The following is a 25164-nucleotide window of genomic DNA, read 5'->3' on the forward strand; positions in this document are numbered from 1 at the left end:
ACGCCTTCGCGAGCAGGCTCGCTCCCACGGGGATTTTTGTCTGGCATGAGATCGCTTTCACAGGGTGAGGTTAAAGCCCACCGCAGAGCCTTGTAGGACGATCGAACAAGCGTTTCATCGGCTTGATGGCAATTTGGTTACTTTGTCAGTGCGTTCTTCCGCGCAATCAGTACAATCGCCGCATTTGCCCGACCGAGAATGGAAGCAGTACGGTTTCGGCTTGTCACGAGAACGTCCATGCTCATCGGCAGCTACTCCTTCACCCTGGTTTTCATTTCGTTGTGCGTGGCCATTCTGGCTTCCTACACGGCGCTCGATCTCACCGGGCGCATTGCCACGGCTAAAGGCCGGGCCGTGCATTTCTGGACGGCGGGCGGGGCGTTGGCGATGGGCGTTGGCGTCTGGTCGATGCATTTCATCGGCATGCTCGCCTTCAAATTGCCGATCGACCTGGGCTACGACTTCGCCCTCACTGCGCTGTCGCTGCTGATCGCGGTGCTGTCCTGCGGCTTCGCGTTGTGGCTGGTCAGCCAACCGAAACTGCCGCTGGCGCAACTGGCTTTCGGTGCGCTGATCATGGGTTCGGGCATCAGCGCCATGCACTACACCGGCATGGCCGCGCTGCGCATAACACCGGGCATCGATTACGACCCGACCCTGTTCAGTGCCTCCCTGCTGATCGCCGTCGGCGCCTCGGCAGCGGCATTGTGGATTGCCTTTCGCCTGCGTCAGCACTCGCCCTATGTGCGGCTGATTCGCGCAGGTGCGGCGGTGATCATGGGTGTGGCAATTGTCGGCATGCATTACACCGGCATGGCTGCTGCGCAATTTCCTGACGGCAGTTTCTGCGGCGCGACGCTCAATGGCTTGAAGGGCAATGGCCTCGACAGTCTGGTCGTGGTGACCACGCTGGCGGTGCTGTCGATTGCGTTGTTGACCTCGATCCTCGACGCCCGCCTCGAAGCGCGCACGGCTGATCTGGCGCACTCGCTGACGGTGGCCAACCGCGAACTCACCCAACTGGCCCTGCACGATCCGCTGACCAGTCTGCCCAACCGCATGCTGCTCGACGACCGCATCAATCAGGCGATCAAAAAGGTGCAAGAGCAGGGTGGCTGCTTCGCCTTGATGTTCATCGACCTCGACGGCTTCAAACCGGTCAACGACGCATTCGGCCATCACATGGGCGACCAATTGCTGCGCGAGGTCGGCGCGCGTCTGCGTGAAGACTTGCGCAGCCAGGACACTCTTGCGCGAATCGGCGGCGATGAGTTCGTTCTGCTGGTGCGTTTGAGCGAGCCCAATGACGCCTTGAGCCTGGCTGCGCGTCAGGTCAGCCTGATCGGTCGCACGTTCCGCGTCGCTGAACATGATCTGCAGATTTCCGCCAGCGTCGGCATTGCCCTCTACCCGGGCAACGGTGACAACGCCCAGGAACTGCTGATGAACGCCGACGCCGCGATGTACCACGCCAAGGGCGGCGGCAAGAACGGCTACAGCTTCTTCGATGCATCGATGAACACCAACGCGCGCAAACAATTGCAACTGTTACAGGATCTGCGCGCGGCCATCGAGCACAACCAGTTCTGTCTGCATTACCAGCCCAAGTTCGACGCCGCCAATGGCCGTCCGGTCGGTGCTGAAGCGCTGCTGCGTTGGAAGCATCCGCTGCACGGCATGTTGATGCCGGACAAGTTCATTGATCTGGCGGAGAAAACCGGGCTGATCATTCCGATGGGTGAATGGGTGCTCAACGAAGCCTGCCGGCAGATGCGCGAATGGTACGTGCTCGGTTACACCGACTGGCGCATCGCCGTGAACCTCTCGGCCTTGCAGTTCTGCCATGCCGGGCTGGTGCAAAGCGTGGCCAAGGCGCTGGCGACCCATCACCTGCCGGCCAACAGCCTGACCCTGGAAATCACCGAAACCACGGCCATGAGCGACGCCGATGCGAGCATGACCGTGCTGCAAGAGCTGTCGGACATGGGTGTCGACCTGTCGATCGACGACTTCGGCACCGGTTATTCCAGCCTGATGTACCTCAAGCGCCTGCCGGCCAATGAGCTGAAGATCGACCGCGGTTTCGTCCGCGATCTGGAGCACGACAGCGATGATGCTGCAATCGTCTCGGCGATTGTTGCGCTGGGGCAGGCCCTGGATTTGCGGATTGTCGCCGAAGGTGTCGAAACCGGCGCGCAACAGGACTTCCTGACCAAACTGGGCTGTGATTCGCTGCAGGGCTATCTGCTCGGCCATCCGATGCCGGCGGAGCGCTTCATGCAGGACATCGTGCGTGGGCAACGGCTGGCGGTGGTCTGAGATACCGAGTCATCGTTCTTCGCGAGCAGGCTCGCTCCCACAGGTGATCGCATTCCCTTGTGGGAGCGAGCCTGCTCGCGAAGGCGCTTGTGCAAACACCATAGAACTCATGCAAAAGCCATGAATGGCAGTTATTCTTCCCCCGACTGTTACGTGTGCACGTGGGGGAAGGCCAGCATGGATAAAGTCATTGTCATCACCGGGGGCGGGCGCGGAATCGGCGCGGCTACGGCATTGCTGGCAGCCGAACAGGGCTACCGGATCTGCATCAACTACCAGTCGGATGAGCAGGCCGCACACAGCGTACTCGAACAGGTTCGAGCCTTGGGCGCGCAGGCCATCGCGGTTCGCGCCGATGTCAGCATCGAAGACGAAGTGATCGCGATGTTTCAGCGCGTCGACGCCGAACTGGGCCGGGTTACCGCGCTGGTCAACAACGCCGGCACCGTCGGGCAGAAGTCGCGAGTCGATGAAATGTCCGAATTCCGCATCCTCAAAATCATGAAAACCAACGTGCTGGCGCCGATCCTCTGCGCCAAACACGCGATCCTGCGCATGTCGCCCAAACACGGCGGGCAGGGCGGCAGCATCGTCAACGTCTCCTCGGTCGCGGCACGCCTCGGTTCGCCGAACGAGTACGTTGATTACGCCGCATCCAAGGGTGCGCTCGACACCTTCACTATCGGTCTGTCGAAAGAAGTCGCGGGTGAGGGCATTCGCGTCAATGCCGTGCGTCCGGGCTACATCTATACCGACTTCCATGCGCTGAGCGGCGACCCGGATCGGGTCAGCAAGCTCGAATCGGCGATTCCCATGGCCCGGGGCGGGCGGCCGGATGAAGTTGCGGAGGCGATTGTCTGGTTGCTGTCGGACAAGGCATCGTATGCGACCGGGACGTTTGTTGATTTGGGGGGTGGGCGGTAAACCGGTGGGTTTGCAGTGTTAAAACCGGCCTCTTCGCGAGCAGGCTCGCTCCCACAGTGGATTTGTGAATACAGACCCCATGTGGGAGCGAGCCTGCTCGCGAAGGGGCCAGTCCAGACAACATCTATCCCTCAGAACGACCGCACAATCCGCCCCAACGTCTCCATGGCCTTTTCCGATTCCTCGGTCCACGGGCTGCCGTAGTTCAAGCGAATACAGTTCCTGAAGCGCTGGGTCGGCGAGAAGATCGGCCCCGGCGCGATGCTGATGCCTTGTGCCAGTGCCATTTGAAATAACTTCAGCGAATCCATCTGCTCCGGCAATTCCAGCCACAGAAAGTAGCCGCCCGCCGGTTGGCTGACCCGGGTCTGCGCCGGAAAGTAGCGGGCAATCGCCGCGAGCATCGCGCTCTGCTGTTCTTCCAGGGCATAACGAAGTTTGCGCAGATGCCGATCGTAGCCGCCGTGTTGCAGATAATCGGCGATAGCCGCTTGCGCCGGCATCGAAGCGCACAGCGAGGTCATCAGCTTCAGCCGTTCGATTTTCTGCGCGAAACGTCCGGCTGCCACCCAGCCGATGCGATAACCGGGGGCGAGACTTTTGGCAAACGAGCCGCAATGCATGACCAATCCTTCGGTATCAAAAGCCTTGGCCGGTTTTGGCGCCTGTTGCCCGTAATAAAGCTCGGCGTAGACGTCGTCTTCGATCAACGGCACCTGATGCTGACGCAGCAGTTCCACCAGTTCCTGTTTCTTCGCCTCGGGCACAGTCGCGCCCATCGGGTTCTGGAAACTGGTCATGCACCAGCAGGCCTTGATCGGATGGCGTTCCAAAGTCTGCGCGAGCACACCGAGGTCGATGCCGTCACGCGGGTGCACGGGGATTTCCACGGCTTTGAGCTTCAGGCGCTCCAGCACTTGCAGGCAGGCATAAAACGCCGGGGCCTCGATGGCCACCAGATCGCCGGGCTCGGTCACTGCTTGCAGGCACAGGTTCAGCGCTTCGAGGGCGCCGTTGGTGATGAGCAATTCTTCCATCGGCAACATCAGCCCGCCGACCATGTAGCGCAGGGCAATCTGCCGGCGCAGTTGCGGATTGCCCGGCGACATATCGGTGACGACCATGCGCGGATCCATCTCCCGCGCGGCGCTGGCCAGGGAGCGCGACAGGCGTTGCAGCGGGAACAGTGTCGGGCTGGGGAAGGCCGAGCCGAAGGGCACGGTGTTGGGGTCTTTGATCGAATCGAGTACCGAGAACACCAGTTCGCTGACGTCAACCTCGGTGGATTCATTGACCTGGCTGCTGATTACCGGCTCGGAGAATGTGCTCGGCGTATGGGCGTTGACGAAGTAACCGGAGCGCGGTCGGGCGCGGATCAGGCCGCGGCGTTCTAGCAGGTAATAGGCCTGGAACACCGTGGACGGGCTGACGCCGTAGGTCTGGCTGGCGTAGCGCACCGACGGCACCCGCTGGCCGGGGCCGAGGACGCCGGAGCGGATCAGTTCAGCGATGTCGTCGGCGAATTTTTCGTAGCGTTTCATCGGTGGGCCTTGGTGGACTTGATTTTGTGGGGTGTCAGGGAATGAGCCCTCACCCTAGCCCTCTCCCAGAGGGAGAGGGGACTGATTGGGGGATGCTGATGAAATATGCCGACCTGACAGTGCTTTGCCGAATCCATAATCGACTCGGTCTTTCAGGTCGATGCATAGCGACAGACACCTCGGTCGGCTCCCTCTCCCTCCGGGAGAGGGGACTGATTGGGGGATGCTGATGAAATATGCCGGCCTGACAGTGCTTTGCCGAATCCATAATCGACTCGGTCTTTCAGGTCGATGCATAGCGACAGACACCTCGGTCGGCTCACTCTCCCTCCGGGAGAGGGCTGGGGTGAGGGCAGCAATGCCAAATTCTCAACGATTTATCGGCGCCACAAACCGGCTCTTCGCCACGCTGTATACCTGCGGCTCGTCACTGTCTTCAATCCTGAAACTCAATGTCTGCGAACTGCTCGCCGGGCGCTCGGTGGTCATCGCCACCGACACCGGCACATCGACAATCTCTCCCGGCGCCAGGCTCAATGCCGTTTTGCCCTGCAACTCAAACCCGTCGCCATCAACCAGACTCAACCGGTATTCCTGTCGCTGCTGAGTCTTGTTGATCACTTTCAGCGAATAAATATTCTCGATCTGCCCCTGAGCGTTCTCGCGGAACAACCCGCGATCCTTGGTCACGTCCAGCGACACCATCGGCCGCTCGATCAGTGCCAGCGCCAACGCTCCGATCATCACCAACAACACCGCCGTATAGCCAATCAAACGCGGACGCAGCAGATGGGTTTTGCCGCCCTGCAATTCGCGCTCGGAACTGTAGCGGATCAGGCCGCGCGGGTAATGCATTTTGTCCATGATCGAATCGCAGGCGTCGATGCACGCTGCGCAGCCGATGCATTCCATTTGCAAGCCATCGCGGATGTCGATGCCGGTCGGGCAGACCTGCACGCACAACTGGCAGTCGATGCAATCACCCAGGCCGGCTTCGACCGGGCGCACATCACGCTTGCGCGGACCACGGTTTTCGCCACGGGCGGCGTCGTAGGCAATGGTCAGCGTGTCCTTGTCGAACATCACACTCTGGAACCGCGCATACGGGCACATGTGCATGCACACGGCTTCACGCAGCCAACCGGCGTTGATGTAGGTGGCGGCGGCGAAGAACAGCACCCAGAACAGACTGACGCCACCGATCTGCAGGGTCAGCAAATCTTCAGCCAGCGGCCGGATCGGGGTGAAGTAGCCGACGAAGGTCAGGCCGGTCATCACGCTGATCGCCAGCCACAACGTGTGCTTGGCGGCGCGCCGCGCCAGTTTGTTCAGGCTCCACGGCGCCGCTTGCAGTTTGATCCGTTGGTTGCGTTCGCCTTCGGTGATCTTCTCGCACCACATGAAGATCCACGTCCACGAACTCTGCGGGCAGGTGTAACCACACCAGACGCGACCGGCAAACACGGTGATGGCGAAGAGTCCGAACGCAGCGATGATCAGCAGCGCCGAGAGCAGAATGAAATCCTGCGGCCAGAACGTCGCGCCAAAGATATGGAATTTGCTCTCCGCCAGATCCCACAGCACCGCCTGCCGACCGCCCCAGTTCAGCCACACGGTGCCGAAGAACAGCAAGAACAGGAACCCGGCACCGCTTATACGCAGGTTGCGGAACAGGCCGGTGAAACTGCGGGTGTGGATCTGCTTGTCGGTGGAGCCGGCAGTCGCCTTCAGTGGGCGCGCGGGTACGCTTTTTATCGTTGGCGATGCTTCTACGGTTCGGACGGGGATTTGCTCGCTCATGGTCGTTCGCTCATCAGCCTCCATCAGGCCGATGCACTATGAGCGCCGATCTGTTTGCAGAACAGACTCAGGTTTGGCAATAAAAAGCGGATCAGATGGGGTTTGGCGCAATGCCTGCGACAACTTGAAGCATCAGGGTGGGCGCGGCGCAAACGCCTATCGCGGATGTTTGCGCAGCGTATTGAGCGAGGTCAATCAAACCACCGAACCACTGTCATCGGCTTTAACGTGCTTGCGCCCGTCTTTAGCCCCGGCCACGGTCAGGGCATTGGCTTCTGCTTCGGTGATGTAGGCGCGTTTGCCTTCGATTTCCACGAACGACATGGCTTTTTCGCTATCGGTCTCGACTGTCAACGTGTCGCAGATACGGATTTCCTCACCATGCTCGACGGTGAAAAAACACACTTTCTGCTCAGGGTTGGATTCATCGATTCGAACGGTCATGGCGGCAGTCCTTTCAAGTGAGGTCTGCACGTTAGGAAACGCAGCGCGCAGTTCGTTCTGCGCAACCGATTAATGGTCGCTGTTGTCCATCGCTTATCAAGCCAATAACAAGGGAAGCACGATGGAAGACTGGTGGGATGAAGTGTGGGCCACGATGCAAGCCGAATTTGCCGATATCGGCGACGCCTCGCAAATGACCCGGATCACCGTACGCCTGCTGATGGCGGCGATTCTCGGCGGGATACTCGGATTTGAGCGCGAGCATAAAGGCAAGGCAGCGGGCGTGCGCACGCACATGCTGGTGGCGTTGGGCGCTGCGCTATTCGTGTTGGTGCCGCAGACCTCGGGCGCAGAATCCGATGCCATGAGTCGGGTCTTGCAGGGTGTGATTGCCGGGATCGGCTTTCTCGGCGCCGGCACCATTCTGAAAAATCAGCAGGGCGACGAGGCCCATGTCAAAGGCCTGACCACGGCGGCGGGCTTATGGATGACGGCGGCGATCGGCGTGGCGGCGGGGCTGGGCAAGGAAGCGACGGCATTGCTCAGTACCATTCTGGCACTGGCGATTTTCAGCGTGATGCCTTACGTGGTGAGAGTGTTCGAAAAGGATGTCGACAAGAATGACCACCTCTGACTTCCCGCCGGCTGATGATCGTTGCCTGATCGTTCCCACGCTCCGCGTGGGAATGCAGCCCGGGACGCTCCGCGTCCCTTCTGGAGCCGAACGCGGAGCGTCCGTTGAGGCATCCCCACGCGGAGCGTGGGAACGATCAGGGGGGCAGGGTCAGACGATCACTGGCGGCATCGTATTCGGTGGCTCTTCTTTCGGCGGTGGCGTGGTGCCGGGTGGCTCTTGCTCGGGCACCGGTGGCGGCTCGGTATCCGGCAGGGTGGGTTTGTCGATGTTCGGATCAGGCGTTTCCGCCGGGATCGGGATGTTCATCTGATGACCTCCGTATGGCACATGGCGTGGGACGTGCTTAAGTGAGTTGACCCGGCCACGACAAATTCGATCCGCCGGTTTGTCTTGTTAATTTCATCTGAACTTTTCCCCGCGCCGGTTGCTCGGAACCTAAGTGAGTTCATGACAGGGCCGGCGCTTTGTCGCGAATACTGTTCCGGCACAAGAGCGTCCTTGGGGCGTTAAGGAGAGATGCTCAATGACTGCTGAAAGACCTTCAGAGCTGAGTTACAACCCGCACATGCCATTGTCGCAGGCGTTGCTGCTGCCTCGAATCGTCATCGAAAACACCATGCCGACCCTCGACGGCGGCCAGTTTGCCGTCAAGTCGATTGCCGGGCGCGAAGTGGTGGTGACCAGCAAAGTGTTTGCCGACGGCCATGACAAGCTCGCCGTACGCATCCGCTGGCGCGAAGAAGGCCAGGAAACCTGGCAGACCGAGGTCATGTCCGATCAGGGCAACAACACCTGGCAAGGCCAGTTCCGCCCCGAAGAGCAGGGCCGCTATCTGTATTGCATCGAAGCGTGGATCGACCATTTCGCCAGCTTCCAGTACGAACTGGAAAAGAAGCACAACGCTGCTGTGCCGGTTTCCCTGGAGCTGCAGGAAGGCCGGACCATGGTGCAACAGGCCGCCGAACGCAGCGAAGGTCAGCTCAGCGAGCAGCTTGCCGCGCTGCACCATGAATTGTCCGGCCTGCTCGAAACCGAGCAGGTTGCGCTGTTTCTGCACTCGCGCAGTGCAGAGCTGATGGCCCAGGCTGATCACCGCGCCTACCTCAGCATCAGCGCCGAATTCCCCATGGACGTCGAGCGCGAACTCGCCGAGTTCGCCAGTTGGTATGAGCTGTTTCCGCGCTCGATCACTGACGATCCTCAGCGTCACGGCACGTTCAACGACGTGCACTCGCGTCTGCCGATGATTCAGGACATGGGCTTCGACGTGTTGTACTTCACGCCGATTCACCCGATCGGCCGCGCCCACCGCAAGGGCCGCAACAATTCCCTTACCGCCGGCCCTGACGATCCTGGCAGCCCGTACGCGATCGGTAGCGAGGAGGGCGGGCACGAAGCGATTCACTCGCAACTCGGCACCCGTGAAGATTTCCGCCGCCTGGTGGCTGCCGCCGCCGACCATGGCTTGGAAATCGCTCTCGATTTCGCCATCCAGTGCTCCCAGGACCATCCGTGGCTCAAGGAGCATCCGGGCTGGTTCAACTGGCGCCCGGACGGCACGATCAAATACGCCGAAAACCCGCCGAAGAAGTACCAGGACATCGTCAACGTCGACTTCTATGCGCCGGATGCGATTCCGAGCCTGTGGGTCGAGTTGCGCGACATCGTCGTCGGCTGGGTCAAGGAAGGTGTGAAGATCTTCCGCGTCGACAACCCGCACACCAAACCGCTGCCGTTCTGGCAATGGCTGATCGCCGACGTTCGCACGCTGTATCCGGAAGTGATCTTCCTCGCCGAGGCCTTCACCACGCCGGCGATGATGGCGCGTCTGGGCAAGGTCGGTTACTCGCAGAGCTACACCTATTTCACCTGGCGCAATACCAAGGCCGAGCTGGCGGAATATTTCACCGAACTCAATCAGTCGCCGTGGCGCGAATGCTACCGGCCGAATTTCTTCGTCAATACCCCGGACATCAACCCGGCGTTTTTGCATGAGTCGGGGCGTCCCGGTTTCCTCATCCGCGCTGCCTTGGCAACGATGGGCTCGGGCCTGTGGGGTATGTATTCCGGCTTCGAGTTATGCGAATCGGCACCGGTGCCGGGCAAAGAGGAATACCTGGATTCGGAGAAATACGAAATCCGCGTCCGCGACTTCACCGCGCCGGGCAACATCATTGCCGAAATCGCCCAGCTCAACCGCATCCGCCGGCAGAACCCGGCGCTGCACACGCATCTGGGCCTGAAAATCTATAACGCCTGGAACGACAATATTCTGTTCTTCGGCAAGCGCAGCGCCGATGGCAGCAATTTCATTCTGGTCGCAGTCAGCCTCGATCCGCATAACGTGCAGGAAGCGAATTTCGAACTGCCGCTGTGGGAAATGGGCCTGCCGGACGATGCCACCACCCATGGCGAAGACTTGATGAACGGCCATCGCTGGGACTGGCACGGCAAATATCAGTTCATGCGCATCGATCCGGCGTATCAGCCGTTCGGGATTTGGCGGATTACCGCTTCGTAACATTTGCACCGCCTCCGTGGCGAGGGGATTTATCCCCGTTGGGGCGCGCAGCGGCCCCTGTTTTCAAGCTGCACCGCGTTAACAATTTGCGACTGCTGCGCAGCCGAACGGGGATAAATCCCCTCGCCACAGGGGCTCACCACTGCGAGTCCCTCGGTGTATCAGAGAATTTTTCAGGAGTTCCACATGGCGAAGAAACCCAAGGCAGCCGCCTTCATCAAAGACCCGCTCTGGTACAAGGATGCGGTGATCTATCAGGTTCACGTCAAATCGTTTTTCGACTCCAACAATGACGGGATCGGTGACTTTCCCGGGCTTATCGCCAAACTCGATTACATTGCCGACCTCGGCGTCAACACCATCTGGCTGCTGCCGTTCTATCCCTCGCCACGTCGCGACGACGGTTACGACATCGCCGAATATCGTGGTGTGCACAGCGACTACGGGACCATGGCCGATGCCAAGCGCTTCATTGCCGAAGCGCACAAGCGCGGGCTGCGGGTGATCACCGAGCTGGTCATCAACCACACCTCCGACCAGCACCCGTGGTTCCAGCGTGCGCGTAAAGCCAAGCCGGGTTCAGCGGCGCGGGATTTCTACGTGTGGTCCGATGACGATCAGAAATACGACGGCACGCGAATCATCTTTCTCGACACCGAAAAGTCCAACTGGACCTGGGATCCGGTCGCTGGCCAATACTTCTGGCACCGCTTCTACTCGCACCAGCCGGATCTGAACTTCGACAACCCGCAAGTGATGAAAGCCGTGTTGTCGGTGATGCGTTACTGGCTCGACATGGGCATCGACGGCCTGCGCCTCGACGCGATTCCGTACCTGATCGAGCGCGACGGCACCAACAACGAAAACCTGCCCGAGACCCACGACGTCCTCAAGCAGATCCGTGCCGAGATCGACGCCAACTATCCCGACCGCATGCTGCTGGCCGAGGCCAATCAGTGGCCGGAAGACACCCAGCTGTATTTCGGTGACACCGACGCTGCTGGCGTCAATGGTGACGAATGCCACATGGCCTTCCACTTCCCGCTGATGCCGCGCATGTACATGGCGCTCGCGCAGGAAGATCGCTTCCCGATTACCGACATTCTCCGGCAGACCCCGGAAATTCCGGCGAATTGCCAGTGGGCAATTTTCCTGCGCAACCACGATGAACTGACCCTGGAAATGGTCACCGACCGCGAGCGCGATTACCTGTGGAACTACTACGCGGCTGACCGTCGCGCGCGGATCAACCTCGGTATCCGTCGTCGTCTCGCACCGTTGATGGAACGCGATCGTCGCCGCATCGAACTGCTCAACAGTCTGCTGCTGTCGATGCCCGGCACGCCGACGCTGTACTACGGCGACGAAATCGGTATGGGCGACAACATCTACCTCGGCGATCGCGATGGCGTGCGTACACCGATGCAGTGGTCGATCGACCGCAACGGCGGTTTCTCCCGCGCCGATCCGGCCAGTCTGGTACTGCCGCCGATCATGGACCCGCAGTATGGCTATCAGTCGGTGAACGTCGAAACCCAGTCCGGCGATCCGCACTCGTTGTTGAACTGGACGCGCCGTCTGCTGGCAGTGCGCAAGCAATCGAAAGCCTTCGGCCGTGGCACCTTGAAAATGCTCTCGCCGAGCAACCGTCGCGTGCTGGCTTACACCCGCGAATACACCGATGCCGATGGCAAGCACGAAATCATTCTGTGCGTGGCGAACGTCTCGCGCAGTGCGCAAGCGGTCGAACTGGACCTGTCGGCGTATGTCGGCATGGTGCCGGTGGAAATGCTCGGTGGTAACGCGTTCCCGCCGATCGGTCAGTTGAATTTCCTCCTGACCCTGGCGCCGTACGGTTTCTATTGGTTTGCACTGGCGGCAGAAAACCAGATGCCGAGCTGGCACGTCGAGCCGGCGCAGAGCCTGCCGGACTTCACCACGCTGGTGCTGAAAAAGCGCATGGAAGAACTGCTCGAAGCGCCATCGCGGACGACGCTGGAGCAAAGCATCCTGCCGAGCTGGCTGCAGAATCGTCGCTGGTTTGCCGGCAAGGATGCGGCGATCGAGAAGGTCAATCTGGCTTACGGCGTGCGCTTCGGTGACGCCCAGCACCCAGTGCTGCTCAGCGAAATCGAAGTCACCAGTGGCGGCCAGACCAACCGTTATCAGCTGCCGTTCGGCTTCATTGGCGAAGACCATGTCGGCCCGCCGTTGCCTCAGCAATTGGCGCTGTCGCGTGTACGCCGTGTGCGTCAGGTTGGCCTGATCACCGATGCGTTCACCCTGGAAACCTTCGTCCGCGCCGTTCTGCAAGGCATGCAGAACAACACCGTACTGGAGTCGATCGAAGGCGAAATCCGCTTCGAACAGACAGATCATCTGGAAAAACTCGGCCTCGGCGCCGAGTCGGATGTGCGCTACCTGTCGGCCGAGCAATCGAACAGTTCAGTGGTAATCGGCAACAGTCTGGTGCTTAAGCTGATACGCAAAGTCGCTTCTGGCGTACACCCGGAACTGGAGATGAGCGCTTACCTGACCGAGGCCGGGTTTGCCAATATCTCTCCACTGCTCGGTTCGGTGATTCGCCGCGACGCGCAAGGCGAAGACAACTTGCTGATGATCGCCCAAGGCTATCTGAGCAATCAGGGCGACGCATGGGAATGGACGCAGAACAACCTGGAACGGGCGCTGCGCGATGAACTGGCCGACGCCATGTCCGAGCAGGAGCAGCATTACAACGCCCTCGGCGAGTTGAAGGACTTCGCCGGCATGCTTGGTCAGCGTCTGGGCGAGATGCATCAAGTGCTCGCTGCGCCAACCGACAATGCCGACTTCGCGCCGCAAGTGTCGTCGAGCAAGGACATGGCCACGACAGGCAAGGACGTCACCGCCCAGGTCGAACACGCCTTGAAACTGCTCAAACAGCATCAAGGCGAGTTGAATGCGACGGATCAGAAACTGGTCAAGCGTCTGCTCGACGAGAAGAAAACCATTCTTGCCCATGTGCAGGATCTGGCGAAGAAAGCCACCGGCGGCTTGCGCATCCGGGTGCATGGCGACTTGCATTTGGGTCAAGTGCTGGTGATCAAGGGCGATGCCTACTTGATTGACTTCGAGGGCGAACCGGCGCGGCCGTTGAGTGAGCGTCGCGGCAAGCACAGCCCGTACAAGGATGTCAGCGGCGTACTGCGTTCGTTTGATTACGCTGCGGCGATGACCATCAATGTGCACAACGTCGACAACAGCGTCGAAGCCGAAGCGGCGCGTAAACGTGTCGCCGAGCGTTATCTGCGCGAAGCACGCGAGGCATTTGTTCAGGCATACCGCGAGGCAGCAGCTAGTCTTGAGCATGCCTGGCAGGATCCCGAGGGTGCCGACGCCGCGCTGGCGTTGTTCGGCCTGGAAAAAGCCGCTTATGAAGTGGCCTACGAGGCGGAAAACCGCCCAACGTGGCTGCCCGTGCCATTGCACGGCTTGTATGGATTATTGACAGGGCTTAAACCCTTTTCCGATCTTGGTGGAGAGTAGTCATGAGTTTCTCGAACAAGGAACAGGGTGTGGTAAAGGAAGCATTGTTACCCTCGGCGCGCGACATCGATGCTTTGGTGCGCGCTGAACATCAGGACCCGTTTTCCATTCTCGGCCCGCACGGCGATGGCGCCGGCGGGCAGTTCATCCGTGCCTATTTGCCAGGTGCGCTGAGTGTGACGGTGCTGGACAAGGACAGCGGCGAAGAGCTTGGCCCGCTGGAGATGACCGAGACGCCGGGGCTGTTTGTCGGCCATTTCGATCAGGCGCGACCGTACCTGTTGCGCACGCGCTGGGCCGGTGGCGAGCAGGTTGCCGAAGACCCGTACAGCTTCGGCCAGTTGCTCGGCGAGATGGATTTGTATCTGTTCGCCGAGGGTAACCACCGCGACCTCAGCGCCTGCCTCGGTGCGCAGCTGAAGACCGTTGATGGCGTGGACGGTGTGCGCTTTGCCGTGTGGGCACCGAATGCCCGCCGTGTTTCGGTGGTCGGCGATTTCAACGTCTGGGACGGCCGTCGCCACCCGATGCGGCTGCGTCATCCGTCCGGTGTCTGGGAACTGTTCATCCCGCGTCTGCAAGCGGGGGAGTTGTACAAGTACGAAATCCTCGGCGCCCACGGCATTCTGCCGCTCAAGGCCGACCCGATGGCACTGGCCACCAGCCTGCCGCCGGACACCGCTTCGAAAGTTGCCTCGCCCCTGCAGATCGACTGGCAGGATCACGACTGGATGAATTCCCGTCAGGATCGCCAGCAGCGCTCCAAACCTCTGTCGATCTACGAGTTGCACGCCGGTTCCTGGCAGTGCGAGCTGGACGATCTCGGCGAGGTCGCGCGCCAGTACACCTGGCCGGAACTGGCCGAGCGCCTGATTCCTTATGTCAAAGAGCTGGGATTCACCCACATCGAACTGATGCCGATCATGGAGCACCCCTTCGGCGGTTCCTGGGGCTATCAGTTGCTTTCGCAATTCGCCCCGAGTGCGCGTTATGGCACGCCGGATCAGTTCGCCGAGTTCGTCAACGCCTGTCACCAGGCCGACATCGGGGTGATTCTCGACTGGGTACCGGCGCATTTCCCCACCGATACCCATGGTCTGGCGCAGTTCGACGGCACCGCGCTCTACGAATACGGCAACCCGCTGGAAGGCTTCCATCAGGATTGGGACACGCTGATCTACAACCTTGGTCGCACCGAAGTGCACGGTTACATGCTGGCCTCGGCGTTGCACTGGCTGAAACACTTCCATATCGACGGCCTGCGTGTCGATGCGGTGGCGTCGATGCTGTATCGCGACTATTCGCGCAAGGCTGGCGAATGGGTGCCGAATCGCCACGGCGGTCGCGAGAACCTGGAGGCCATCGACTTCCTGCGGCATTTGAACGACGTGGTTGAGTTGGAAGCGCCGGGTGCGCTGGTGATTGCCGAAGAGTCCACCGCATGGCCGGGCGTCAGTCAGAGCACCCAGCAGGGCGGTCTCGGGTTTGCCTACAAATGGAACATGGGCTGGATGCACGATTCGCTGCACTACATCCAGCAAGATCCGGTGTACCGCGCACATCACCACAACGAGTTGAGCTTTGGTCTGGTCTACGCTTGGTCGGAACGATTCATCCTGCCGATTTCCCACGACGAAGTGGTGCACGGCAAGCACTCGTTGATCGACAAGATGCCCGGCGATCGCTGGCAGAAGTTTGCCAATCTGCGCGCCTATCTGAGCTTCATGTGGACTCATCCGGGCAAAAAGCTGTTGTTCATGGGCTGCGAGTTTGGCCAATGGCGCGAGTGGAACCACGATCAGCAGCTGGACTGGTACCTGCTGCAGTATTCCGAGCACAAGGGCGTGCAGAAACTGGTTGGCGATCTCAACCGGCTGTATCGCGAAGAGCCGGCGCTGCACGATCAGGACGATGCGCCGCAGGGTTTCCAGTGGTTGATTGGCGACGATGCGATCAACAGCGTTTACGCGTGGTTGCGCTGGAGCAAGGATGGCTCGCCAGTGCTGGTGGTTGCCAACTTCACCCCGGTACCGCGCCAGGCGTATCGGGTCGGCGTGCCGTTTGCCGGGCGCTGGACCGAGCTGTTCAACAGTGACGCCGACATTTATGCCGGCTCCAACTATGGCAATGGCGGCGGAGCGTTGACCGAAGAAGTGCCAAGCCATGGTCAATCGTTGTCGCTGGAACTGAATCTTCCGCCGTTGGCAGTGTTGATTCTCAAGCCGCAGGGCTAGCACCTGTGGGAGCGAGCCTGCTCGCGAAGGCGCCATGTCAGTCAACGATGATGTTGAAGGTGGCACCGCTTTCGCGAGCAGGCTCGCTCCCACAAGGTTCTTCAGCGTTCAGCAGATCACCAACGCATCCGCACTCCTAGGCTGCCGATAATGCCGTTCAGGTCATTGTCATCCACATCGCTGCTGTAATCGGCGCTCATGTACAGGCTTACCGCCGGTGTGACCCGCGCCACCAGTCCCAAGCCCAATTCCACTGTTGAAGACTTGCGGCTGCTGCTGATCTTGTCGACCTGATCGAGGGTCACCGTGCTGCCGGTGTACACCGTGTGCCAAAGGTTGGTGCGCACGTAGGGTTCAACAGGCAACCCGTTCAAGTCATAACTGCCTTTCAATCGCGCACCGACACGGCCACTCCACGCGGTCAGGTCGGTCGACGAGGCGTTGCCCGAGCCTGCATAAGGCGCGTCGAGGCTGATGCGCTGGTTGATCAGTTGCGCCTGTGGTTCGACCACCCAGTTGTCACTCAAGCCGATCGGATAACCGCCTTCAACGGAAAAGGTCATCGCGTTGCCTTCGGTGGCTTGCCGATTGCCTTGCGGGGTCCGACTGAAACCGCTGACCCGACCGCCGCTGGCCGACAGGTCGACGTGCCAGCCCTGCGCGCCGACCAGGCTGTAATAGGCGCCAAGGCTCTGGCCTTGCAGGTTGAGACTGTCAGTGTTGCGGTCGGCGAGGGCACGTCGGGTCAGTGCACCAGTGGAATTCAGCTGGACCTGATTGTCGCCACCTATGAGACCAAGGGTCTGGGTAGTCCCGTTACCGCTTTTCAACGTGAGCACGGCGGGACCTTTGAACTCGCCACCGGCCAGCGCATAACCGGTAGAAAGTGCGTCGGTCTGTGCTTGCCGAGCGCTTTTGCCGTACAGCTCGTCCCAGGCAGACGGGGCAAGATCTTCGGTGATCAGGCGCGAACTCTGCTGACTCAATGGCAGCGGTCCGGGCGTTATCACGGTCACTGGCAAGGTCATCACAGGGACATCGGCGCGATACCACGCGGGTTCATCCGCCGAAAATTCCGCATGCGCCTCCATGGACGAGCACAGCAACAGCGAACCTGACACTGTGCAAAAAGTGATTTTCAATTCATGTGGGGTCAGTGAAGTTTTCATGGAGGTCTACCTTGCAAGCGCATGCGTCATCTCGTGTTTGGCGTCTCTCCTACCCCGAACGAGGGGCGACCGAATAGAGCGGGGCGAACCGCGGCTGCTCGATTTCGCGAGTGCCGGAAGGTCAGCCCCAGTAGTGATTCCGGGGGTAGTAAGGTAGAGATAAGAAGAGCGATGCCCGCGCGTCAAGAAAATGCACGATGAATGGCGCGCTTAAATCAGCAACCGCAAGCGTTTGTTTTTCTGCACATAACTAAGTGCTTGTTTGCATGGAAAAACGCTTGCGAAGGGTGCATCTGACGGTTTTTTGCCGCCGACGAAAGGTCCTTCCGAGCGGTAATTGCCGGAACGATCTGTCATTAGATGGCTGTCAAAAATGCAGCTAGAGGTGCACTTCAACCGCCAAGGGAAGATGATCCGACAAATGCGTCCACGGCTTGTTGCCGAGAATCCTTGGATCGTGGCTGCTGGCATTGCGCAGGTAAATCCGGTCCAGGCGCAACAGCGGAAAACGCGCCGGATAGGTTTTCGCCGGGCGCCCATGATGACGTTCAAAAGCTTCGTGCAAATAGTCGCGACGGGCGAGGGCGGCGTTGCCCTGCAACTGCCAGTCATTGAAATCACCGGCAATGATCACCGGCGCATCGTCGGGCAGTGATTCAAGCAACTGGCAAAGCAGCTGCAACTGCAATTGCCGATGGCTTTCCAGCAGACTCAAATGCACACAGATCGCGTGCACCTCGGCATGCCCGGGCACATCCAGGATGCAGTGCAACAGCCCGCGCCGTTCAGGCCCGGTGATCGACACGTCGAGGTTGCGATATTCGCGGATCGGGTATTTCGACAGCAGCGCGTTGCCGTGGTGGCCGTCGGGGTAAACGGCGTTGCGGCCGTAGGCAAAATCGCTCCACATACTGTCGGCGAGGAATTCGTATTGCGAGGTCTGCGGCCAGTCGTTGTAGCGACTCGAATGGCGCTCGTGTTCACCCACCACTTCCTGCAGAAACACCAGATCGGCCGAGGTACTGCGCATCGCCTCGCGCAGCTCCGGGAGAACAAACCGCCGATTCAGCGCAGTGAAGCCCTTGTGGGTATTGACCGTGAGTACCCGCAGGCGATGAATGACTGGCGCGTCGACCGCTTGACGCTTGGGATCGCTGGACACGTTCACTCCTCTGATTTGGGCCATGCCTGTTCATGCGACTGGTTTGAGGGGGTGGCAGTTCCTTCCGATGATTCACTGCTGGGCCAATGTGGGAGCGAGCCTGCTCGCGAAGACTTCATCACGTTCAATACATCTGACACATGACACACCGCTTTCGCGAGCAGGCTCGCTCCCACAGGTATTGTGAGCTTCCGCCGTTCAGAAGAAGACGATTTCATACGGCAAGCGCATCCGCTCCAGCAGCACCGGCGGCAGCAGCGGGGCTATGCCGATGGCCGGTTCGCCTTTGAGCTGGCTGGCGTAGGCGTGGGTCGCGTGGCTTTTGCGCGCTACGGTCCAGGTGTCGAGACGCAGCTTGCGCGCGCGTTCCCAGGGAATCATGCGCTGCTCGCGCTCCGGCCAGTGCCAGGCCCACACCGGCACATCGTGATAGGTCGCCCCGGCCTTTTGCGCCGCGTCGAAACTGGCGCGGCCGACCACTTCATGATCCGGCGGGCCATCCTTGCGCCAGGTACTGAACACTACGTCGCCCGGTCGCAGGTAGCGGCCGATGAACTCGGTGAGCTGGCTTTGCTGATCACTCAGTGCGTTGTCGGTAAAGCCGCCGCGCACCCACTTCAGGCTGTGCATGGGCAGGCCGAGGCGGCGCAGGGCTTCGACGCTTTCCTGCGGGCGGAATACACTCAGGCGTTGTTCCGACCATTGCCGCGAGCCGGGGTGGCTGGCGCTGCCGTCGGTAATCGAGAGCAATTGCAGGGGATGGCCAAGGCTGGAGAGCAATTGCAGCAAACCGCCGCAAGTGACCACTTCATCGCCCGGATGCGGGGCGATGACCACGGCGCGGGCGCCGGCGGGAACCAGGCTGTGGGTGTTGATGACGGGAATATTGTCGAGTTGCGGCGCGCTGTTCCAGATCTGTGCTGGCAGGCCGTGTTCGTTGATCAATGACGATTTCATGAGTGCGACGTCCTTGTGGTATCTCGCCCTCAGTCGTGAACAGCCAACGCTGATCGCGGCCCGTGAAGGCAAATGAATAGCAACGGTGCAGTGCTCCAACCCTTGGATTACTGCGAGGCAGAGTATTGCTCAAGACAGCCGATTCGTCGCGTCACAGATCAATCTGATCCGTATTTTTTTATTCCAGCTGTGCCAGATTGCGCAGAAAGTCACCGAATCCGCCCTTGGCCCGACTGTCGAGACGGGCGCTGGTGTGCACTTGCGGGCGATGACTCCAGGCGATATTCGCACCGCTGCGCTCCAGCGCACGCACCAGTTGCACGTCCTCGTCACAGGTCAGCGGTTTGAAACCGCCGGCCAGGCGATAAGCCTCGGCGCTGACACCGAGATTGGCGCCGTGAATGTGCCGATGGCCATCGCGGGCCTGATAATGGCGGTGATAGCGAATCTGCGCCGCTTCATCGATCGATTCGTGCCAGTGCTCGACGGTCACCGTGCCGCACACTGCGTCCGCCTCCAGTCCCAGTTGCGCCGCCAGCCAGTCATCGGCGACGCGGCTGTCGGCGTCGGTGCAGGCGATCCAGCGGGCACCGCGCTCGAGCAACAGGCGCGCACCGGCGGCTCGGGCTTCGCCGACGTTGCGTGCGTCGATCTGCAGGCTCAGCACCGGATAAGCGCTGACGATCTGCGCCGAGGCGTCGCTGCAACTGTCGAGCACCACCAGGATTTCCACCGGCTCGCCGGCCAGTTGCCCATGCTGGCTGGCCCGCAGGGCGGCGCGCAGGCATTCATCGAGCAGCGCTTCTTCGTTGTGTGCAGGAATCACGATACCGATCAACGCAAGCCCTCCAGTGCCGCCACCGAGCGTGGCTCGCGGCTCCACAGTTCGAGAATGAAATCCGCTTCCTGATGCAGCACCAGACGCGGCAAAGCCAATTGATCGTGGATCTGATCGTGGACCTGACGTGCATTCAACGGGCAGCCCTCGATCGGCGGGCGCCAGTGGCAGGCCAGCAATTGTCCGTCGGCCGTCAGTGACTCACTGATCCGGCGGATCATTTCTGTCAGATCTTTTTCGTCGAGGTAGTAGCCGATTTCGCTGAATACAATCAGGTCGAATTTTTCCTCCGGCCAGTCAGCCGGGAGGCGGCCCTGACGGACTTCGGCATGCTCGAACACGCTCAAGCGCGTACGCGCCAGCTTCACTGCCGCGCTCGCCGTGTCGCAGCACAACAGGCGGTCGCAGCGCGGAGCCAGTTCTGCACTCAGTTCGCCGTTGGCGCAACCCGGTTCGAACACCGACCTGTAGCGCGGACGCGGCAGGGCGGCGAGGGTGATCGCGCGTTTGCGCTGCTCGTACCAGCGCTGGCGGAACGCCCATGGATCGTCGTTGCCAGCGAACAGGCCGTCGAAATAGCGGTCATCGACGCTCACAGGAACACCACTTCAAAAGGTTGCAGCAAACGATCAAGCACATAGGGAGCGAGCACCGGCCCGAGCCCGACGTCGCGGTCGCCTTCCAGCTGGCTGGCGAACGCGTGGGCCGCGTGGCGTTTGCGCGCGATGTGCGTGGGTGACAGAAGAATCTTGCGCGCGCGTTCCCATGGCACCGAGGCGTCTTCCGGGGTTGCCCAGTGCCAGGTCCAGACCGGAAGTTCATGGCAGGTCGCACCGACGCGTCGCGCCGCCTCGACACTGGCGCGGCCGACGGCCTCATGATCGCTGTGGCCGTCCTGGCGCCAGGTAGTGAAAACCACGTCACTGGCATGCAGATACCCGGCGATGAATTCGCTCAACCCGGTTTCCTGAGCCGCCACTTGGGTGTCGGTAAACCCGCCGCGCAGCCATTTCAGGCTGTGCATCGGCAAGCCGAGGCGGCGCAGAGCTTCGGCGGATTCCTGCGGTCGCACCACGCTCAAGCGTTCGACCGTCCAGCGTTGCGAGCCGGGGTGACTGGCGCTGCCATCGGTAACCGAGATCAATTGCAACGGCCGTCCGGCTGCCGCCAGCAACTGCATGATGCCGCCGCAACCGAGCACTTCGTCATCCGGATGCGGCGCGATGATCACCGCCCGCGAACCCAGCGGTACCAGGTCAAGAACGTCGATGGCGGGCAGTTCGGCCAGACGCCGCGAACCCTGCCATTGCTGCAGTGAAGTGCCCTGGCCGACGATCGGGTTGTCCTTCATAACGCCCAGACCTCGCAGGATTGACCGGCAATCCGCTGGCCCAGCGCAGCAAGGTCGCGCTCGGCGTGACTCTGGCGCAGAAACACCGGCAAGTCGGCACTCAGTCGCGCAAAATGCCGATCCTGACAAAACGGCCCGGCACCCAGCGCCCGCCCGACTTCACGCATGACCTGTTCGGCAGACTGTTCGACCACCGCGCGGGCGCGACGGGCCAGCAGTTCAGCGTCAGCCTCAGGCTGCGCATCGATTTGCAACGCGCTGAAGCGCAACACGTCGGCCGCTGCTTGCAGTGCTGTGTCAGTCGCACCGAGATGGGCGAGGGCGTGCGGTTCATCGCGTTGCGCGCAATGCTGACGCAGCCCTTCGGCAATCCGCCGTGAAGCGCCGTACCAGCAAGCCGCGATACCGATCCCGCCCTGCCAGAACCCCGGCCGTTGCAGGTAATCACCGGGGTTGCCAATGGCCTGCGCTTCGGCGTTTTCAAACAGCACTTCGACGCTGCCGGTGGCCGCCATGCCCACCGCTTGCCAGCCTTGATCGGTGATGGTCACGCCAGGTTGATCGAGTGCGACTGCAACCAATTGCTGCTGATCATCAGCGTCCCACGCAGTGAGCAAGGCGTGGCTGAGCACCGCAGCGCCAGAGCACCAGGCCTTGCGCCCGTTCAGCATCACCATATGCCCGGACGGCGTGACTTTCACCCGTGCCTGCGGCGGTTCGGCGGCCCACATGCCCCACGTGCTGCCCGGGGTTGGCGTACCGCCCAATTGCTCGATGATCGCCAGAGCGTCGGTATGGCCTTCATAGAGTTTGCACAGCCCAAGATCGTGTCCGCCCACCTCCGATAGACGCTGGAAGCGCTCCAGCGTGTGACCGCTGCCGGGCAACGGCAAGCGGTCGAGGCCGGCCTCGACCATTGCTCGCAGGCAACGGCCGAGGGCATTGGTGTCGGCGTAATCTGGCGGACGGCGGGCCAGATAATGTTGAAAGTCCATATCAATCTTCTTCGTCACGTTGCAGTTCGAACAACAGCAACGAACGCCCGGTCACCGAATACTCGTGGCCGAATTCGAAGCGTTCCTGGCCGCGAATCGACGGCTGATTGGTATCGATCATGCACGTCCAGAAGCCACCATCCGGTACTTCCGGCAGGGTGAAGTTGACGATGTCATGGTGTGCGTTGACCACCAGCAGCAGCGTCGCGTCGGCGCCTTTGCGACGGATGCCGGTTTCCTGCGCGCGACCGTCGAGCAGCATGCCGAGGCAGCGATTGTGCGCATCGTGCCAGTGCTCGGTGGTCATCTCGGTAGCGTCCGGAGCCAGCCAGGTTACGTCCTTGACGCCGATGTCCTCGTTGTACTCGCCGACCAGGAAGCGTCCGCGACGCAGGATCGGATAAGTCAGGCGCAGCTTGATCAGGCGTTTCACGAACTTGAGCAGGGCCTTGCCGTCCTCGCTCAGGTCCCAGTTGACCCAGCCAATCTCGCTGTCCTGGCAATAGGCATTGTTGTTGCCGTCCTGGGTGCGGGCGAACTCGTCACCGGCGACGATCATCGGCGTACCTTGGGCCAGCAGCAGAGTGGCAAAGAAATTGCGCATCTGCCGGTGGCGCAGAGCGTTGATTTCCGGATCGTCGGTCGGGCCTTCGACGCCGTGGTTCCACGACAGGTTGTTGTTGCTGCCGTCCTGATTGTTTTCGTCGTTGGCTTCGTTGTGCTTGTCGTTGTACGAGACCAGATCGTTGAGAGTGAAACCGTCGTGGGCGGTGATGAAGTTCACCGACGAATACGGCCGGCGCCCGCGCTGGTTGAACATCTCGCCGGAAGCGGTCATGCGGCTGGCGAAATCGGCAAGCTGAGCGTCGTCACCTTTCCAGAACGCACGCACGGTGTCGCGGAACTTGTCGTTCCACTCAACCCAGCCCGGCGGAAAGTTGCCGACCTGATAACCGCCGGGACCGCAGTCCCACGGCTCAGCGATCATTTTCACCTGACGCAGCACCGGGTCCTGACGGCAGGCGACGAGGAAGCTGTGGCGCTCGTCAAAACCATCGTGATAACGGCCAAGAATGGTTGCCAGGTCGAAACGGAAACCGTCGACGTGCATCTCACTGGCCCAGTAGCGCAGGGAGTCAGTGACCATTTGCAGCACGCATGGGTGGCTCAGGTCCAGCGTATTACCGGTGCCGGAGTCGTTGATGTAGTAGCGCTTGTCATCGGGCATCAAGCGGTAATAGGAGGCGTTGTCGATACCGCGCATCGACAGAGTCGGACCTTGCTCGTTGCCTTCGGCGGTGTGGTTGTAGACCACGTCGAGAATGACTTCGAGATTGGCATCGTGCAGGTGCGCGACCATTTCCTTGAATTCGGCAATCTTGCCGCTGGCCAGATAACGCGGGTCCGGGGCGAAGAACGCGATGCTGTTATAGCCCCAATAGTTGGTCATGCCCTTTTGCAGCAGATGCTGATCGTTGACGAAGGCGTGAATCGGCAGCAGTTCGACAGACGAAACACCGAGCTTGCGAATGTGCTCAAGCACGTCGTCGACCATCAAGCCGCCAAAGGTGCCGCGCAGGTTTTCCGGCACCGAAGGATGACGCATGCTGATGCCGCGCACGTGGGTTTCGTAAATGATGGTCTTGTCCCACGGCACGCTGACACGATGGTCGTTGCCCCAGGTGTGGGCCGGGTCGATAACCTTGCACTTGGGCACGAACGGCGCACTGTCACGCTCGTCGAAACTCAGGTCAGCGTCGGGGTGGCCGATGGTGTAGCCAAACAGCGCTTCCGACCATTTCAGCTCGCCGACCAATTGTTTGGCGTAAGGGTCGATCAGCAGTTTGTTGTGGTTGAAACGATGACCATTGGCCGGGTCATAAGGACCATAAACGCGGTAGCCGTAGATCAAGCCAGGATGCGCATCCGGCAGGTAGCCGTGGTAGATCTCATCGGTGTATTCCGGCAGCTCGATGCGTTCGAGTTCGACTTCGCCGGCATCGTCGAAAATGCACAGCTCAACCTTAGTGGCGTTGGCGGAAAACAGAGCAAAGTTCACCCCCAGACCATCCCAGGTCGCACCGAGCGGGAAGGGCAGGCCTTCACGGATTCTCGACGGCTCGGCGTGCGCAGCGGGTTCGGCTTTCTTTGGACGGGTCATGATTGCTCCTGCAAAAAAACGGGACAGTTCAGGCAATGAGATTTCCTTGTGGGAGCGAGCCTGCTCGCGAAAGCGTCGGTACATTCGACGTTTTCACCAACTGACCTAGCGCTTTCGCGAGCAGGCTCGCTCCCACAGGGTGGTGTGTTTTGCCCCAAGAAGGGCTTTCTTCGGGGCGCAAGAACCCCTTGTGGCGAGCACGCTCGCCACACAGTCATTCAGTTCAAAAATGGATCGGGTCAGTTCGCCGGAGGCTTCTTCGCGGCTCGCGGCTTTTTCTCGGCAGCCTTTTCGCCCGGCGGGACTACTTTGGCCGTGGCCGCAGTCTTGGCTTTCGCCGCTGGTTTGGCTTTGGCGGCTGCCGGTGTCTTGCCGTCGGTGCTTTTCGCTGTTGCCGCTGTAGTCTTGCCAGCCACTTTGCTGCCAGCCGCTTTTGGTGGCTTCTTGGGTGCCAGCGCTTCGGCCTCGGCCAGCTTGCGCGCCATTTCCCAATGACGTTCTTCGTGGCCTTCAGGTTTCCCTTCCGACTCCCAGATCTGATAGGCGAATTCGCGAATGCGTTTATCGTCGGTGCTCATCGCAA

At 60.6% G+C, this 25164-nt stretch carries 19 protein-coding genes; 6 read left to right on the forward strand and 13 right to left on the reverse strand.

What is annotated here, in order from left to right:
* The first annotated feature begins 237 nt into the window (after positions 1-237).
* Positions 238-2319: a putative bifunctional diguanylate cyclase/phosphodiesterase gene (locus tag AB4N41_RS21480; protein WP_252878123.1), complete on the forward strand. Its 2082-nt coding sequence runs from the start codon at positions 238-240 to the stop codon at positions 2317-2319.
* 177 nt (positions 2320-2496) lie between these two features.
* Positions 2497-3243 (forward strand): SDR family oxidoreductase, encoded by a 747-nt coding sequence (locus AB4N41_RS21485; protein WP_024012870.1) that lies wholly within the window; start codon positions 2497-2499, stop codon positions 3241-3243.
* Between the two features lie 131 nt (positions 3244-3374).
* On the opposite strand, the gene mapR is transcribed toward AB4N41_RS21485, so the two are convergent.
* The 3 genes from mapR to AB4N41_RS21500 form a co-directional block, all read right to left on the reverse strand.
* The gene (gene mapR / locus AB4N41_RS21490) at positions 3375-4784 is read right to left on the reverse strand and encodes a GntR family transcriptional regulator MpaR (RefSeq protein WP_125916197.1); all 1410 of its coding nucleotides are present in this window, start codon (positions 4782-4784) and stop codon (positions 3375-3377) included.
* Positions 4785-5153: 369 nt separating this feature from the next.
* Positions 5154-6584 carry a cytochrome c oxidase accessory protein CcoG gene (ccoG, locus tag AB4N41_RS21495; protein ID WP_252878124.1) on the reverse strand — a complete coding sequence of 477 codons (1431 nt, stop codon included), beginning with the start codon at positions 6582-6584 and terminating at the stop codon, positions 5154-5156.
* A gap of 195 nt (positions 6585-6779) precedes the next feature.
* A complete protein-coding gene (locus tag AB4N41_RS21500; RefSeq protein ID WP_252878125.1) occupies positions 6780-7028 on the reverse strand; it encodes a DUF3203 family protein in 249 nt (82 codons plus the stop codon).
* Positions 7029-7149: 121 nt separating this feature from the next.
* Here AB4N41_RS21500 and AB4N41_RS21505 point away from each other — a divergent pair, with 121 nt between their 5' ends.
* Positions 7150-7662 carry an MgtC/SapB family protein gene (locus tag AB4N41_RS21505; RefSeq protein WP_056785798.1) on the forward strand — a complete coding sequence of 171 codons (513 nt, stop codon included), beginning with the start codon at positions 7150-7152 and terminating at the stop codon, positions 7660-7662.
* Between the two features lie 150 nt (positions 7663-7812).
* Here AB4N41_RS21505 and AB4N41_RS21510 read toward each other — a convergent pair whose 3' ends face one another.
* Entirely contained in the window at positions 7813-7971 is a 159-nt protein-coding gene (locus tag AB4N41_RS21510) for a hypothetical protein (protein ID WP_167351302.1), read from the reverse strand.
* A 217-nt stretch (positions 7972-8188) separates the two neighbouring features.
* Here AB4N41_RS21510 and AB4N41_RS21515 point away from each other — a divergent pair, with 217 nt between their 5' ends.
* The 3 genes from AB4N41_RS21515 to glgB all read left to right on the forward strand — a co-directional run bounded on the left by AB4N41_RS21515 (position 8189) and on the right by glgB (position 15948).
* Positions 8189-10186 (forward strand): alpha-1,4-glucan--maltose-1-phosphate maltosyltransferase, encoded by a 1998-nt coding sequence (locus AB4N41_RS21515; protein WP_095179938.1) that lies wholly within the window; start codon positions 8189-8191, stop codon positions 10184-10186.
* 186 nt (positions 10187-10372) lie between these two features.
* Positions 10373-13714 carry a maltose alpha-D-glucosyltransferase gene (gene treS / locus AB4N41_RS21520; RefSeq protein WP_460138005.1) on the forward strand — a complete coding sequence of 1114 codons (3342 nt, stop codon included), beginning with the start codon at positions 10373-10375 and terminating at the stop codon, positions 13712-13714.
* 2 nt (positions 13715-13716) lie between these two features.
* On the forward strand, positions 13717-15948 hold the full coding sequence (glgB, locus tag AB4N41_RS21525) for a 1,4-alpha-glucan branching protein GlgB (RefSeq protein WP_252878127.1): 2232 nt from the start codon (positions 13717-13719) through the stop codon (positions 15946-15948).
* 116 nt (positions 15949-16064) lie between these two features.
* On the opposite strand, the gene AB4N41_RS21530 is transcribed toward glgB, so the two are convergent.
* From AB4N41_RS21530 to AB4N41_RS21570, 9 genes are all read right to left on the reverse strand, one after another.
* On the reverse strand, positions 16065-17117 hold the full coding sequence (locus AB4N41_RS21530) for an autotransporter outer membrane beta-barrel domain-containing protein (protein WP_073474582.1): 1053 nt from the start codon (positions 17115-17117) through the stop codon (positions 16065-16067).
* Positions 17118-17496: 379 nt separating this feature from the next.
* Positions 17497-18279, reverse strand: coding sequence for an endonuclease/exonuclease/phosphatase family protein (locus tag AB4N41_RS21535; RefSeq protein WP_016774637.1), 783 nt, complete (start codon positions 18277-18279; stop codon positions 17497-17499).
* Between the two features lie 198 nt (positions 18280-18477).
* Positions 18478-19236 (reverse strand): PIG-L deacetylase family protein, encoded by a 759-nt coding sequence (locus tag AB4N41_RS21540; RefSeq protein ID WP_056785811.1) that lies wholly within the window; start codon positions 19234-19236, stop codon positions 18478-18480.
* Positions 19237-19414: 178 nt separating this feature from the next.
* Positions 19415-20074 (reverse strand): glycosyltransferase family 2 protein, encoded by a 660-nt coding sequence (locus AB4N41_RS21545; protein WP_095179947.1) that lies wholly within the window; start codon positions 20072-20074, stop codon positions 19415-19417.
* Positions 20071-20670, reverse strand: a complete 600-nt coding sequence (locus tag AB4N41_RS21550; RefSeq protein WP_056785814.1) for an SAM-dependent methyltransferase — start codon at positions 20668-20670, stop codon at positions 20071-20073. The genes AB4N41_RS21545 and AB4N41_RS21550 overlap by 4 nt, the downstream gene beginning before the upstream one ends.
* Positions 20667-21425 carry a PIG-L deacetylase family protein gene (locus AB4N41_RS21555; protein WP_252878128.1) on the reverse strand — a complete coding sequence of 253 codons (759 nt, stop codon included), beginning with the start codon at positions 21423-21425 and terminating at the stop codon, positions 20667-20669. The genes AB4N41_RS21550 and AB4N41_RS21555 overlap by 4 nt, the downstream gene beginning before the upstream one ends.
* Positions 21422-22420: an acyl-CoA dehydrogenase family protein gene (locus tag AB4N41_RS21560; RefSeq protein WP_150635384.1), complete on the reverse strand. Its 999-nt coding sequence runs from the start codon at positions 22418-22420 to the stop codon at positions 21422-21424. Before AB4N41_RS21560 ends, AB4N41_RS21555 begins: the two co-directional genes overlap by 4 nt.
* Position 22421: 1 nt before the next feature.
* Positions 22422-24581: a glycogen debranching protein GlgX gene (gene glgX / locus AB4N41_RS21565; RefSeq protein WP_041480983.1), complete on the reverse strand. Its 2160-nt coding sequence runs from the start codon at positions 24579-24581 to the stop codon at positions 22422-22424.
* Between the two features lie 239 nt (positions 24582-24820).
* A complete protein-coding gene (locus AB4N41_RS21570; protein ID WP_252878129.1) occupies positions 24821-25159 on the reverse strand; it encodes a DUF2934 domain-containing protein in 339 nt (112 codons plus the stop codon).
* Between the last annotated feature and the right edge of the window lie 5 nt (positions 25160-25164).

Source organism: Pseudomonas sp. S2_A10 (assembly GCF_054668465.1).

What these genes read in the sequence shown, in the direction of transcription:
- AB4N41_RS21560 (WP_150635384.1), bottom strand. Translation starts at nt 22,420, where the DNA reads ATGGACTTTCAACATTATCTGGCCCGCCGTCCGCCAGATTACGCCGAC.
- AB4N41_RS21510 (WP_167351302.1), bottom strand. Translation starts at nt 7,971, where the DNA reads ATGAACATCCCGATCCCGGCGGAAACGCCTGATCCGAACATCGACAAA.
- ccoG (WP_252878124.1), bottom strand. Translation starts at nt 6,584, where the DNA reads ATGAGCGAGCAAATCCCCGTCCGAACCGTAGAAGCATCGCCAACGATA.
- AB4N41_RS21500 (WP_252878125.1), bottom strand. Translation starts at nt 7,028, where the DNA reads ATGACCGTTCGAATCGATGAATCCAACCCTGAGCAGAAAGTGTGTTTT.
- glgB (WP_252878127.1), top strand. Translation starts at nt 13,717, where the DNA reads ATGAGTTTCTCGAACAAGGAACAGGGTGTGGTAAAGGAAGCATTGTTA.
- AB4N41_RS21480 (WP_252878123.1), top strand. Translation starts at nt 238, where the DNA reads ATGCTCATCGGCAGCTACTCCTTCACCCTGGTTTTCATTTCGTTGTGC.
- mapR (WP_125916197.1), bottom strand. Translation starts at nt 4,784, where the DNA reads ATGAAACGCTACGAAAAATTCGCCGACGACATCGCTGAACTGATCCGC.
- AB4N41_RS21570 (WP_252878129.1), bottom strand. Translation starts at nt 25,159, where the DNA reads ATGAGCACCGACGATAAACGCATTCGCGAATTCGCCTATCAGATCTGG.
- AB4N41_RS21485 (WP_024012870.1), top strand. Translation starts at nt 2,497, where the DNA reads ATGGATAAAGTCATTGTCATCACCGGGGGCGGGCGCGGAATCGGCGCG.
- AB4N41_RS21515 (WP_095179938.1), top strand. Translation starts at nt 8,189, where the DNA reads ATGACTGCTGAAAGACCTTCAGAGCTGAGTTACAACCCGCACATGCCA.
- AB4N41_RS21505 (WP_056785798.1), top strand. Translation starts at nt 7,150, where the DNA reads ATGGAAGACTGGTGGGATGAAGTGTGGGCCACGATGCAAGCCGAATTT.
- AB4N41_RS21555 (WP_252878128.1), bottom strand. Translation starts at nt 21,425, where the DNA reads ATGAAGGACAACCCGATCGTCGGCCAGGGCACTTCACTGCAGCAATGG.
- glgX (WP_041480983.1), bottom strand. Translation starts at nt 24,581, where the DNA reads ATGACCCGTCCAAAGAAAGCCGAACCCGCTGCGCACGCCGAGCCGTCG.
- AB4N41_RS21530 (WP_073474582.1), bottom strand. Translation starts at nt 17,117, where the DNA reads ATGAAAACTTCACTGACCCCACATGAATTGAAAATCACTTTTTGCACA.
- treS (WP_460138005.1), top strand. Translation starts at nt 10,373, where the DNA reads ATGGCGAAGAAACCCAAGGCAGCCGCCTTCATCAAAGACCCGCTCTGG.
- AB4N41_RS21540 (WP_056785811.1), bottom strand. Translation starts at nt 19,236, where the DNA reads ATGAAATCGTCATTGATCAACGAACACGGCCTGCCAGCACAGATCTGG.